Here is an 11,337-nt window from a genome sequence, read left to right as displayed (position 1 = left end):
GCCGAATTAAAGGAGTGACCCATGAGCAGTACTGCACAGACAGCCGAAGGTGGAAAGATCCTCATCGTAGATGACGACAAGGGTATTCGGAGCGGCCTCGAGCGTTTTTTGGCGCAGAAGGGCTTCAACGCGCGTGGCGCCGAAGACGCCAAGCACATGGACAAGCTGCTGGAGCGTGAGTCCTTCAACCTGATCGTGCTCGACGTGATGATGCCCGGTGAAGACGGCCTCAGCGCCTGCCGTCGCCTGCGTGAAGCCGGCAACCAGATCCCGATTATCATCCTGACCGCCAAAGGCGACGACGAAAGCCGCATCAAGGGCCTGAACCTGGGCGCTGATGACTTCCTGGCCAAGCCCTTCAACCCTGATGAACTGGTTGCTCGCATCAACGCCGTGCTGCGCCGCCAGCCTTCGGTGGTGCCAGGTGCGCCGGGCAGCGAAGACGAAACCGTGACCTTCGGTGATTACGAACTGTCCCTGGCCACCCGCGAGCTCAAGCGCGGCAAGGAGGTGCACATGCTCACCACCGGTGAGTTTGCCGTGCTCAAGGCCTTGGTCATGAACGCTCGCCAGCCGCTGACCCGTGACAAGCTGATGAATCTGGCCCGTGGCCGCGAGTGGGATGCGCTGGAGCGCTCCATCGACGTGCAAATCTCGCGTCTGCGCCGCATGATCGAACCCGATCCTTCCAAGCCGCGTTACATCCAGACTGTCTGGGGCGTGGGCTACGTGTTCGTACCGGACGGCAACGCCAAGTGACGGAGCATTTGCAGGAGCGTTGATCCTGAGAGCGTTTGGGCCTTGTCATAGGCTGCGCTTTCGGGATACTCATCCCCCCGCAATCTATGCGAGCCTGGCTCGCTCCTGCAAAGTGTATGGCTGCTGTTTATGAAAACCCCGGTCTGGTTCCCCCAAAGCTTCTTCTCGCGCACCCTTTGGCTGGTGCTGATCGTCGTGCTGTTCTCCAAGGCGTTGACCTTGGTGTACCTGCTGATGAACGAGGACGTGCTGGTTGATCGCCAATACAGCCACGGCGTTGCCTTGACCTTGCGAGCCTATTGGGCGGCGGACGAGTCTGACCGCGAAAAAATCGCCGATGCCGCCGGTTTGATTCGCGTGGTCGGTGGCGGCGTGCCGGAAGGCGAGCAGCATTGGCCCTACAGTGAAATCTACCAGCGGCAGATGCAAGCCGAGTTAGGCGCTGACACCGAAGTGCGCTTGCGCGTGCATGCGCCGCCTGCCCTTTGGGTGCGCGCCCCCAGCCTGGGCGCGGGTTGGCTGAAGGTGCCGCTGTACCCGCACCCCTTGCGGGGCCAAAAAATCTGGAGCGTGTTGGGCTGGTTCCTGGCCATCGGCTTGCTGTCCACGGCATCTGCCTGGATTTTCGTGCGCCAACTCAACCAACCGCTTAAACGCCTGGTGTTTGCCGCAAGGCAACTGGGGCAGGGCCGCAGCGTGCGCCTGCCGGTTAGCGATACCCCCAGTGAAATGACTGAGGTGTACCGGGCCTTCAACCAGATGGCCGAAGACGTCGAACAGGCTGGGCGTGAACGCGAGTTAATGTTGGCGGGGGTGTCCCATGACCTTCGTACGCCGCTGACCCGGTTGCGCTTGTCAGTAGCGCTGATGAGCCCGGATAACGAGTTCTCCGCCGACATGGTGCGCGATATCGAAGACATGGACGCTATCCTCGATCAGTTCCTGGCCTTTATCCGCGATGGGCGCGACGAGGCCATCGAGGAGGCTGACCTGTGTGATTTGATTCAAGACGTTGTAGCGCCCTACAACCAGCAGCAAGAGCACGTGCGCCTGTGCCTTGAGCCCATACCACCGTTCCCGCTGCGCCGGGTTTCATTCAAGCGCATGCTCAACAACCTGATCGGCAATGCCTTGAATCATGCGGGTGATGGCGTCGAGGTGGCCGCTTACGTGTCGGGTGACAATAGCGCGCCCTACGTGGTGTTGAGCGTGCTGGACCGGGGGGCCGGTATCGACCCCTCGGAGTTGGCGGGGATCTTCGACCCGTTCATCCGGGGCGACCGCGCGCGAGGCGGCAAGGGCACCGGGTTGGGCCTTGCGATCGTCAAGCGGATTGCCGCCATGCATGGCGGCAATGTCGAGTTGCGCAACCGCTCCGGCGGCGGCCTCGAGGCCCGCGTGCGCTTGCCCCTGGGCCTGATGCTGCCGCGCGACGCGGTGTAGTCAGCCTTTGCCTTTGGTGCGGGTCATGTTAGGCCCGCTGTTTTTCTCGATGTGCTCGATGATCATCCCGGCCACGTCCTTGCCGGTGGTCACTTCGATGCCTTCAAGGCCTGGCGATGAGTTCACCTCCATCACCAGCGGCCCGTGGTTGGAGCGCAAAATGTCGACGCCCGCGACGCTCAGGCCCATCACCTTGGCGGCACGGATGGCGGTCATGCGTTCTTCCGGGGTGATCTTGATCAGGCTGGCGCTGCCACCGCGGTGAAGGTTGGAGCGGAACTCGCCGGGCTTGGCCTGGCGCTTCATCGAGGCGATGACCTTGTCGCCCACCACGAAGCAGCGGATGTCGGCACCGCCGGCTTCCTTGATGTATTCCTGCACCATGATGTTCTGCTTGAGGCCCATGAAAGCCTCGATCACCGACTCGGCCGCCTTGGTGGTCTCGCACAGCACCACGCCGATGCCCTGCGTGCCTTCCAATACCTTGATCACCAACGGTGCGCCATTGACCATCTGGATCAGGTCGGGGATGTCGTCCGGGGAGTGCGCGAAGCCCGTCACCGGCAAGCCGATACCGCGCCGCGACAGCAATTGCAGCGAGCGCAGCTTGTCGCGCGAGCGGGCGATGGCCACCGATTCGTTGAGCGGGAACACGTCCATCATTTCAAACTGACGCAGCACGGCACAGCCGTAGAAGGTCACCGAAGCGCCGATACGCGGGATCACCGCGTCGAAATTCTCCAGCGGTTTGCCGCGGTAGTGGATCTGCGGCTTGTGGCTGGCAATGTTCATATAGGCGCGCAGGGTATCGATCACCACCATTTCATGGCCCCGCTGGGTGCCAGCTTCGACCAGACGACGGGTGGAATACAGACGCGGATTACGCGACAGCACAGCGATCTTCATGCAACACCTGTGGAAGAGGTAGTAGAGGCCGGGAACGCCGGCTTGTCTTGAACGTAAGTAATGCCCGGGTTAACCACCAATTGGCCGTCGACCAGGGCTTTGGAGCCGAGTAACAAGCGATAGCGCATGGCCTTGCGGCAGGCCAGGGTGAACTCCACCTGCCAGACCCGATCGCCCAGGGCAAGGCACGTGCGGATCACGTAGCGCGTCTGGGCGTGCCCGTTGGAGCTCTTGATGGTTTTCATCGCCACCAGCGGGGCTTCGCAACGGCGATGGCGCAATTGCACCACCGAGCCCAGGTGCGCATTGAAACGGACCCATTTTTCGCCGTCGCGTTCAAACGGTTCGATCTCGGTGGCATGCAGGCTGGAGGTGCTGGCCCCGGTATCGATTTTCGCGCGCAGGCCTGCGACACCCAGGTCGGGCAACGCTACCCACTCGCGCAGGCCAATAACGGTCAAATGGTCAAATGTCTTCAAATCGGTCGATCAACCTCTATAAAGCTGTGAAAGCAGGCGGGAGTATTCACGCCTGTCACTGTAAAGCCAAGCGCAGCTTCCTTGCATCCGTCAGTGACGGTAGTACAGTTCCATTAAATTTCTGAGTGAGGGATTCCTGTGGCGCAAAAACAGGAAGAGGACGACAAGGTTCGTCTTGATAAATGGTTGTGGGCGGCGCGCTTCTATAAAACCCGCGCGCTGGCCAAGGCGGCGATAGAAAGCGGCAAGGTGCATTGCCGGGGCGAGCGCTGCAAACCTGGCAAGGAGCCGCGCCTGGGTGATGAGTTCGAGGTTCGTGCAGGCTTCGATGAGCGCACGGTGGTGGTCAAGGCACTATCGATCGTGCGCCGCGGGGCGCCGGAGGCGCAGTTGCTCTACGCCGAGACCGAGGCCAGCATTGCCAAGCGCGAGGCGGCTGCGGCCATGCGCAAGGCAGGCTCGCTGGGCGTGACTACCGATGGGCGGCCGACCAAGAAACAGCGTCGGCAACTCCATCAGTTTCACGGTGCCGGCGAGTGATCAGGCGCTGACGATACTCAGGCGGTTGATCAGCGGCAGACGTTGCAGCAGTGCGAAAATCGGCTGGGTAACCCGTACCAGCCAGTTCGAGGCGATGGCTGCGAAAGGGGTGTAGTAGCTCCAGCCCAAGGCCAGCAGGGCCATCAATACGCCGCCTATGTAGTCGTCCTGGCCCCAGTGCGCGCCAGCCACCAGGCGTGGCAGGCTGAACAGTACCGCCAGGCCCCAGATCGTCAGGTACTGGCCGAAGCGGGTGGCGAATACGCCCATGAACATGGCCCAGATCAGCAGCACCGAAGCATGGTCGCCCGGGAAGCTTTGGCTGGAGGCGTCCTTGATTTGCACGTGTTTGTCCAGGTTCGGGTACAGGTCGCTGAGGTGAACGGCATCCTTCACCACCAACGAAATGCTGTCATGTTGCCAATTCATTGCATCACAGAGCTTGGAAAACAGCGCGCGAATCACCAATAAGAGGATAAGCGTGGCGATAAAGCCGAAAAAGGCCTGGCGTACCTGCACGGCCTTGAATATCCAATTGCCGCGGATCAGCAAGAACAGCAGCACCAGGCCCACGACGATATCGAAAGGGCGCATGCTGGCGACGGTGAAAATGCCGCGCCACACTGCATTGGTCGCCAGGGGGGCATTGAGGGTGTGAAACAGCCATTCGTCGAATGTCACGCACAAAGCGTGCCCTGCGGGCCACAACCAGAAACACAGCATCGCGATCGGTATTAGATTACATAGCAGCAGGCCACGCAGGTTCCACTTCCCTTGGAACAGCACGCAATTGTTCATAAGATACCCCTTTCGACAGAGCGAAACGCACCAAGCCGGTGCTTGAAAAAGTGACGCTTTATAAGCGCATGTACACATTTTGTCATCAAACTAGATACCGAGATATATGTCCGACTTGCCAGATAGCGATTACACCCAACGTTTCATCTTCGACGACAGCGACGTCCGCGGTGAATTGGTGGCCCTTGAGCGCAGCTACGCCGAAGTGTTGGCCAAGCACCCCTACCCGCAGCCGGTCGCCGAGCTGCTGGGTGAGTTCATGGCGGCGGCGGCCTTGCTGGTCGGCACCCTGAAGTTCGACGGCTTGCTGATCTTGCAAGCGCGTTCCGATGGCCCGGTGCCGATGTTGATGGTGGAGTGTTCCAGCGAGCGCGAGATCCGCGGCCTGGCCCGTTACGACGCCAACATCAGCGCCGACGCCGGCCTTCAGGAGCTGATGCCCAACGGCGTGCTTGCCATGACCATAGACCCGACCAATGGCCAGCGCTACCAAGGCATCGTCGAGCTCGACGGCGCAGACCTGGCAACCTGCTTTACCAATTATTTCGTCATGTCCGAGCAGTTGGGCACCAAATTCTGGCTGAAGGCCGATGGCACTCGGGCACGCGGCTTGCTGTTGCAGCAATTGCCAGCGTCAGTGATCAAGGATGAAGAAGAACGTGATGGTAACTGGCAGCACGTCACGACCTTGGCTGGCACGCTGACGGCAGAAGAACTGCTGAGCTTGAACAACGAAACCGTTTTGCACCGCCTTTACCACGATGAAGCCGTGCGGGTGTTCGACATCCAGCCGCTGTGTTTCCGTTGCAGCTGTTCGCGCGAGCGCTCGGCCCGCGCACTGGTCAGCCTGGGCGAGGACGATGCCCAGCAATTGCTGATCGAACATGGCGGCAACGTAGAGATCGATTGCCAGTTCTGCAACCAGCGCTACCTGTTCGACAGCGCCGATGTCACGCAGTTGTTTGCCAGTGGCGGAGTGGAGAGCCCGTCAGATACTCGTCACTGAAAGGATTTAGCACTGCCAAGTTAAGAATTGACCGCCGGTATATCGCCGTTTCGACAGGAGGGCCCTACTTTTTCTGATCGGTTCTGGCATAATCCGGGCCAATTTTTCGCGGTAGTAGTTTTTCACGACCTACTACAAAAACGTTTGGAGCACTCGGCCCTTGGCCGACGGGGAACCTCATGACGCAAGCTAAAAACACCGTGTACACCGATCTGAGCATCGATGAGCTGGTACAAGAAGCCCTTAATCGCGGTGAAGGCGAGCTTGCCGATACTGGCGCGCTGGTCGTGAAAACCGGTCACCGTACCGGTCGTTCGCCAGTCGATCGCTTCATTGTTGAAGAACCGTCCACCCAGGCCGCCATCGCCTGGGGCCCGATCAACCGCAAGTTCCCGGCCGACAAGTTCGACGCCCTGTGGAACCGCGTCGAAGCCTACCTGGGCGAGCGCGAGCGGTTTGTTTCCCACGTTCACGTAGGGTCTGATCCAGCGCACTACCTGGCGGTCAAGATGACCACCGAGACGGCCTGGCACAACCTGTTCGGCCGTTGCCTGTTCATCAACCCTGAGCAGTACAACGAAGGCGCCAAGCAAGAGTGGCAGATCCTCAACCGCCCCTTGGTTCGTGTGTGAGCCAGAGCGTGACGGCACCAACTCCGATGGCACCGTGATCATCAATTTCGCGGCCAAGAAAGTGCTGATCGCTGGCATGCGTTACGCCGGCGAAATGAAAAAAGCCCTGTTCTCGGTCCAGAACTTCCTGCTGCCGGCGGCCGACGTGTTGCCGATGCACTGCGCGGCGAACATGGGCGAAGACGGCGACGTCACCCTGTTCTTCGGCCTGTCGGGCACTGGCAAGACCACCCTGTCGGCCGACGAAAGCCGTTACCTGATCGGTGACGACGAACACGGCTGGGGCGAAGGCGTTGTCTTCAACATCGAAGGCGGCTGCTACGCCAAGTGCATCGACTTGTCCGAGAAGAACGAGCCGGTCATCTGGAAAGCCATCCAGCACGGCGCGGTACTGGAGAACGTGGTCCTGGACCCGGTCACCAAGAAGGCCGACTACGCCGATGACAGCCTGACCCAGAACAGCCGTGCGGCCTACCCGCGCGAGCTGATCGAAAAACGCGCACCGAAAAACCTCGGTGGCGAGCCAAACGCCGTGATCTTCCTGACCTGCGACCTGACCGGCGTACTGCCGCCAGTCTCGATCCTCACCGAAGAGCAAGCCGCCTACCACTTCCTGTCGGGTTACACCGCACTGGTTGGTTCCACCGAAATGGGTTCGGGCTCGGGCATCAAGTCGACTTTCTCCACCTGCTTCGGCGCACCGTTCTTCCCGCGCCCGGCTGGCGAATACGCTGAACTGCTGATCAAGCGCATCCGTGGTTTCAACTCCAAGGTCTACCTGGTTAACACCGGCTGGACCGGCGGTGGCTACGGCGTGGGCAAGCGTTTCAACATCCCGACCACCCGTGGCGTGATTGCTGCCATCCAGAGCGGCGCTCTGATCGGTACCGAAACCGAGCACCTGGACATCATCAACCTGAGCGTGCCGAAAGTCGTGCCAGGCGTTGAAACTGGCCTGCTCAACCCACGCAACACCTGGGCTGACAAAGCTGCCTACGATGAAGCAGCCAAGGGCCTGGCCAAGCTGTTCATCGAGAACTTCAAGAAGTTTGAAGTTTCCGAAGGCATCAAGAACGCTGGCCCGCAGCTGTAAGCTGCGTACCGCGTTCAAAGGAGCCGCCCTCAGGGGCGGCTTTTTCATGGGCGTTAGGTTTACAAAACAGTGTTGGCCATTTCTCGGATTAGACCGGGGCACCGCGCCTACAGGCCGATCGGTGTCATCCGTGACGCCGCCTCCAAATCCATCAACCCCCGGCCGTAGGCCTCGCTGTTGGCGTAAATCCCGCTGCGGTTGGTAGTACTCAGCAGCAGCTCGCGAATTTCCTGCGGGCTCATTTGCGGGTAGCGGCTTTGTAGCGCCGCCAGTGCTCCGGCGACCAGGGCGGTCGCAGGCGAAGTGCCGGCGGTTTCCAGGAAATTGCCATCCGTGCCCGTGGTCAGCAAGCCATTGCCCACGCCGCCGTCACCACCTGGCACGGCGATGCACCAGCGCCTTGCCACCCCGCAGTAGTTGGATTTTGCGTTGATGACAGTGCCGTCGTTTTTCAGCGCGACAACGGCGATCCAGCCTTTTTCCAGCTCCGGCACGGCGAGCGGCAGGCCGGGTTCGGCCAAGGGCTCGCGCTTGAGTTCATTGCCCGTGGGAAACACAAACACGGCGCCTTTTTCGACCAGGGCGCGAGCTTCCTTGAGGGAGGCTTCCATGACCTGGTTGTAGCGCGCTTCGGTGATCTCCGTCGCTGGGATTGCGTTTGCCCACGAGTTACTCAGAATTTTCGCACCCTTGTCGAACGCAAATCGCCAAGACTGGGCGATCTCTTCATCAAAGAAAAACGGCTCGTTGTCGTCCCCGAAGCGCATTGGGATCATTTGGGCGTCATAGGCAATGCCATGCATGCCCAATCCGTTTTTGTTGGCCGCCAGAATACCGGCCATTTGCGTGCCGTGGCCTTTGGGGTCGAGCGTGCCAGCGGTGTTGCGTACATGGTCGTAGCCGGGGTCGGCGACACGCCCGGTGAAGGCATCCAGTTCAGCGTTCAGGCCTGAGTCGATCAAGCCCACGACGATACCTTTGCCGGTACCACCACGGGCGTAGAGGGACGAGGCCTTGACCAATGGGAGGGCCTTTTGAGCCAGGTATTCCGGGGTTTCGAAGGGGGCGCGCCGGGCGTCCAGGGTGTAGGTGTCAGCGTTCGCGGCACAGCCCGATAGCGCGGCGACCAAGCCCAGCAGGCTGCCGTGGCGGATGATGGATAAAGCGATAGTGCGTGGCATTCGAGGCTCCTTGGCGTGCATAACTCCGCACCCCGAGCTCCTGCCGGGGTGCCTTTGGCAGGTACGACTATCGCTGATTGCTTACCGTTGCAAAGCACAGGTATGTATCCATTTGTGCCCCCGGATTCACCTGCTGAATGCGCGCTATCACGCTAATAAAGTTCAAATCCCCGGCCGGCTGTTCTATGGTTCAGGCAACGCTTCGTAACCTGTTAAAGAGGATTCGCAATGAGCCAGACCCCCTTCGACATCCAGCGTGCCGCCGTCATCGGTGCCGGTACCATGGGCCGCGGCATCGTGATGTGCCTGGCCACGGCGGGCATCCAGGTGAAGTGGATGGACACCAACCCGCAAATGCTCAACCAGGCGCTGGAGATCGTCGGGCACACCTATGCGCGCAATGTCGACCAGGGGCGCATCGATGACGCCGAGGCAGCGCGGCGCCTGGCACGCATCACCAAGGTGGCCGACTATGCCGCGATCCACGATGTGGACCTGGTGATCGAGGCCGTTTACGAAAATCTTGAACTCAAGCAGCAGATTTTTCGCGAACTGGACCGTTTGCTCAAGCCCGAAGCGATACTGGCCAGCAATACCTCGGCATTGGATATCGATGCCATCGCCGCGGTCACCCGTCGGCCCGAGCAGGTACTGGGCCTGCATTTCTTCAGCCCGGCGCACATCATGAAGCTGCTGGAAGTGGTGCGCGGCGCCAAGACTTCGCCAGACGTGCTCAAGGCCGGGTTGGCGCTGGGCGAGCGCATGGGCAAGGTCAGCGTGGTGTCGGGCAACTGCCATGGTTTTATCGGCAACCGCATGCTCAATACCTATGTGCACGAAGCGCGGATGATGCTGCTGGAGGGCTCGTTCCCATTCGAAGTGGATGGCGCGTTGCAGGGCTTTGGCTTCGCCATGGGGCCATTTCGTATGTTCGATGTGGTGGGCATCGACCTGGGCTGGCGCGCACGCCAACTGTCCGGTCAGGGCATGGACGAGCCCGACGTGCAGGTAGACAACCGCCTGTGCGAGATGGGGCGTTTCGGCCAGAAGAGTGGCGATGGCTACTACCATTACGAGCCCGACAGCCGTCAGGCCGAGCATGACCAAGAGGTGGATGCACTGATCGTCGGCGTCAGCCACGGGCTTGGCTATGATCGCCGGGCCATCGGCGCTGAAGAGATCGTCGAGCGCTGCCTGCTGGCCTTGGTGAACGAGGGAGCGAAAATCCTCCAGGAGCACATTGCCGAATCCGCCCACGATATCGACTTGGTCTACCTCAACGGTTATGGCTTCCCACAAGCCGGTGGCGGCCCCATGACCTGGGCCAGCCATCAAGGCCTGGCCGAGATCGAGAAACGCCTGCTGGACCTCAAGGCGCGCCTGGGTGAGCATTGGCAGCCGGCTGAACTGATCAGCCGCCTGGCCCGCGAGGGCAAGACCTTTGCAGAGGCTTGAAGCGAATGACTGAACGGATGCCCCAGCGCGAGGATTACCGGCATTTCCAGCCGATCATCACCCGTTGGCACGACAACGATGTGTACGGGCACGTGAATAACGTGACGTACTACAGCTTTTTCGACACGGCGGTGAACACCTACCTGATCGAGCAGGGTGGCCTGGATATCCATGGCGGTGAGGTGGTGGGTTTCGTCGTCAGTTCATCGTGCGACTACTTCGCGTCCATCGCCTTCCCCGAGCGCATCGAAATTGGCCTGCGGGTGGGAAAGCTCGGTAACAGTTCGGTGCAGTACGAGTTGGCGGTGTTCAAGGCCGGCGAAGCGGATGCCTGCGCGGCGGGGCGCTTCGTGCATGTGTTCGTGGATCGTGCAACCAATCAGCCCGTGACCATCCCAACTTCACTGCGTGGCGCGCTGCAAAAACTCGAGTAGGAGCGGATTGATTCGCGAACAAAAACGCCGCGGTGTATTTGATACACCGCGGCGTTTTTTATAACGATAAAGCCAGCCTACACATCAACGATGACGCCAGTGGCGATCATGGCGGCGATGGTCCCAATGACGCGGCGGTGGCCGGCGGTCATGGCGGTAACCGCGGCGGTCGTCATAGCCACGCGAGTTATGCGCTTCACGGTTGCTCTCATTGCCCATGTAATTGCCCAGCGCGCCGCCGGCACCACCGCCAGCCGCCGAGCCGATCAGGCTGCCGGTACCGCCGCCCAGGCTGCGGCCCAAGACGTTGCCGCCCGCAGCACCCAGGCCGCCACCAATGGCTGCTTGGCCACGGCTGTGGCGGTCGGCGCCCACCGCCGCGCCACCGGCGCCACCCAGGCCTGCACCAATGGCAGAGCCGGTGCTGCCGCCGAGCTGCTGGCCGACTGCCGCACCCAGAACCCCACCCAATGCGCCGCCTATACCGGCTTCGGCAGTACCGCCTGCAGAGGCGAAGCCGCTGGCCAGGCTCAGGGACAACAACAGAATAGAGGCATACTTCATATAAGAGTCTCAGTGGGATGACGGCGCGATCATCAGGTTCTGTAAGC

The 11,337-nt window shown here is 60.8% G+C and carries 11 protein-coding genes and 1 pseudogene; 7 read left to right on the top strand and 5 right to left on the bottom strand.

The features are described 5' to 3' along the window. The first annotated feature begins 21 nt into the window (after positions 1–21). Both ompR and L9B60_RS10280 read left to right on the top strand, forming a co-directional pair. Positions 22–759: an osmolarity response regulator transcription factor OmpR gene (gene ompR, locus L9B60_RS10285; protein WP_249678383.1), complete on the top strand. Its 738-nt coding sequence runs from the start codon at positions 22–24 to the stop codon at positions 757–759. Between the two features lie 129 nt (positions 760–888). Further along, a complete protein-coding gene (locus L9B60_RS10280; protein ID WP_249678382.1) occupies positions 889–2,202 on the top strand; it encodes an ATP-binding protein in 1,314 nt (437 codons plus the stop codon). Here L9B60_RS10280 and rimK read toward each other — a convergent pair whose 3' ends face one another. Both rimK and rimB read right to left on the bottom strand, forming a co-directional pair. Beyond that, on the bottom strand, positions 2,203–3,108 hold the full coding sequence (gene rimK / locus L9B60_RS10275) for a 30S ribosomal protein S6--L-glutamate ligase (protein ID WP_249678381.1): 906 nt from the start codon (positions 3,106–3,108) through the stop codon (positions 2,203–2,205). It lies immediately after the preceding gene. After that, positions 3,105–3,587, bottom strand: a complete 483-nt coding sequence (gene rimB / locus L9B60_RS10270; protein WP_249678380.1) for a retropepsin-like aspartic endopeptidase RimB — start codon at positions 3,585–3,587, stop codon at positions 3,105–3,107. The genes rimK and rimB overlap by 4 nt, the downstream gene beginning before the upstream one ends. A gap of 138 nt (positions 3,588–3,725) precedes the next feature. Here rimB and L9B60_RS10265 point away from each other — a divergent pair, with 138 nt between their 5' ends. Continuing rightward, the gene (locus L9B60_RS10265; protein ID WP_249678379.1) at positions 3,726–4,127 is read left to right on the top strand and encodes an RNA-binding S4 domain-containing protein; all 402 of its coding nucleotides are present in this window, start codon (positions 3,726–3,728) and stop codon (positions 4,125–4,127) included. Here the strand turns inward: L9B60_RS10265 and L9B60_RS10260 are convergent, their stop codons facing one another. Continuing rightward, a complete protein-coding gene (locus L9B60_RS10260; protein ID WP_249678378.1) occupies positions 4,128–4,925 on the bottom strand; it encodes a phosphatase PAP2 family protein in 798 nt (265 codons plus the stop codon). It lies immediately after the preceding gene. 106 nt (positions 4,926–5,031) lie between these two features. On the opposite strand from L9B60_RS10260, the gene hslO reads away from it, so the two are divergent. Continuing rightward, positions 5,032–5,931, top strand: coding sequence for an Hsp33 family molecular chaperone HslO (gene hslO / locus L9B60_RS10255; RefSeq protein ID WP_249678377.1), 900 nt, complete (start codon positions 5,032–5,034; stop codon positions 5,929–5,931). A gap of 179 nt (positions 5,932–6,110) precedes the next feature. Further along, positions 6,111–7,656: pseudogene (locus L9B60_RS10250) on the top strand (phosphoenolpyruvate carboxykinase). A 107-nt stretch (positions 7,657–7,763) separates the two neighbouring features. Here L9B60_RS10250 and L9B60_RS10245 read toward each other — a convergent pair. After that, positions 7,764–8,837: a S8 family peptidase gene (locus L9B60_RS10245; protein WP_249678376.1), complete on the bottom strand. Its 1,074-nt coding sequence runs from the start codon at positions 8,835–8,837 to the stop codon at positions 7,764–7,766. 228 nt (positions 8,838–9,065) lie between these two features. Here L9B60_RS10245 and L9B60_RS10240 point away from each other — a divergent pair, with 228 nt between their 5' ends. Then, on the top strand, positions 9,066–10,292 hold the full coding sequence (locus L9B60_RS10240) for a 3-hydroxyacyl-CoA dehydrogenase (protein ID WP_249678375.1): 1,227 nt from the start codon (positions 9,066–9,068) through the stop codon (positions 10,290–10,292). 5 nt (positions 10,293–10,297) lie between these two features. Then, positions 10,298–10,726, top strand: a complete 429-nt coding sequence (locus tag L9B60_RS10235; protein WP_249678374.1) for an acyl-CoA thioesterase — start codon at positions 10,298–10,300, stop codon at positions 10,724–10,726. 84 nt (positions 10,727–10,810) lie between these two features. Here L9B60_RS10235 and L9B60_RS10230 read toward each other — a convergent pair whose 3' ends face one another. Next, the gene (locus L9B60_RS10230; RefSeq protein ID WP_249678373.1) at positions 10,811–11,290 is read right to left on the bottom strand and encodes a glycine zipper domain-containing protein; all 480 of its coding nucleotides are present in this window, start codon (positions 11,288–11,290) and stop codon (positions 10,811–10,813) included. Positions 11,291–11,337: the final 47 nt, after the last annotated feature.

The organism is Pseudomonas abieticivorans (genome assembly GCF_023509015.1).
Taxonomy (GTDB): Bacteria; Pseudomonadota; Gammaproteobacteria; order Pseudomonadales; family Pseudomonadaceae; genus Aquipseudomonas; species Aquipseudomonas abieticivorans.
The sequence above is the reverse complement of the archived record's forward strand: the minus strand, read 5'-3'. Positions and strand labels throughout refer to the sequence as shown.

Excerpts from the sequence above, each read along its gene's own strand:
- ompR (WP_249678383.1), top strand. The coding sequence starts at position 22 with ATGAGCAGTACTGCACAGACAGCCGAAGGTGGAAAGATCCTCATCGTA.
- L9B60_RS10280 (WP_249678382.1), top strand. The coding sequence starts at position 889 with ATGAAAACCCCGGTCTGGTTCCCCCAAAGCTTCTTCTCGCGCACCCTT.
- rimK (WP_249678381.1), bottom strand. The coding sequence starts at position 3,108 with ATGAAGATCGCTGTGCTGTCGCGTAATCCGCGTCTGTATTCCACCCGT.
- L9B60_RS10260 (WP_249678378.1), bottom strand. The coding sequence starts at position 4,925 with ATGAACAATTGCGTGCTGTTCCAAGGGAAGTGGAACCTGCGTGGCCTG.
- hslO (WP_249678377.1), top strand. The coding sequence starts at position 5,032 with ATGTCCGACTTGCCAGATAGCGATTACACCCAACGTTTCATCTTCGAC.
- L9B60_RS10245 (WP_249678376.1), bottom strand. The coding sequence starts at position 8,837 with ATGCCACGCACTATCGCTTTATCCATCATCCGCCACGGCAGCCTGCTG.
- L9B60_RS10240 (WP_249678375.1), top strand. The coding sequence starts at position 9,066 with ATGAGCCAGACCCCCTTCGACATCCAGCGTGCCGCCGTCATCGGTGCC.
- L9B60_RS10235 (WP_249678374.1), top strand. The coding sequence starts at position 10,298 with ATGACTGAACGGATGCCCCAGCGCGAGGATTACCGGCATTTCCAGCCG.
- L9B60_RS10230 (WP_249678373.1), bottom strand. The coding sequence starts at position 11,290 with ATGAAGTATGCCTCTATTCTGTTGTTGTCCCTGAGCCTGGCCAGCGGC.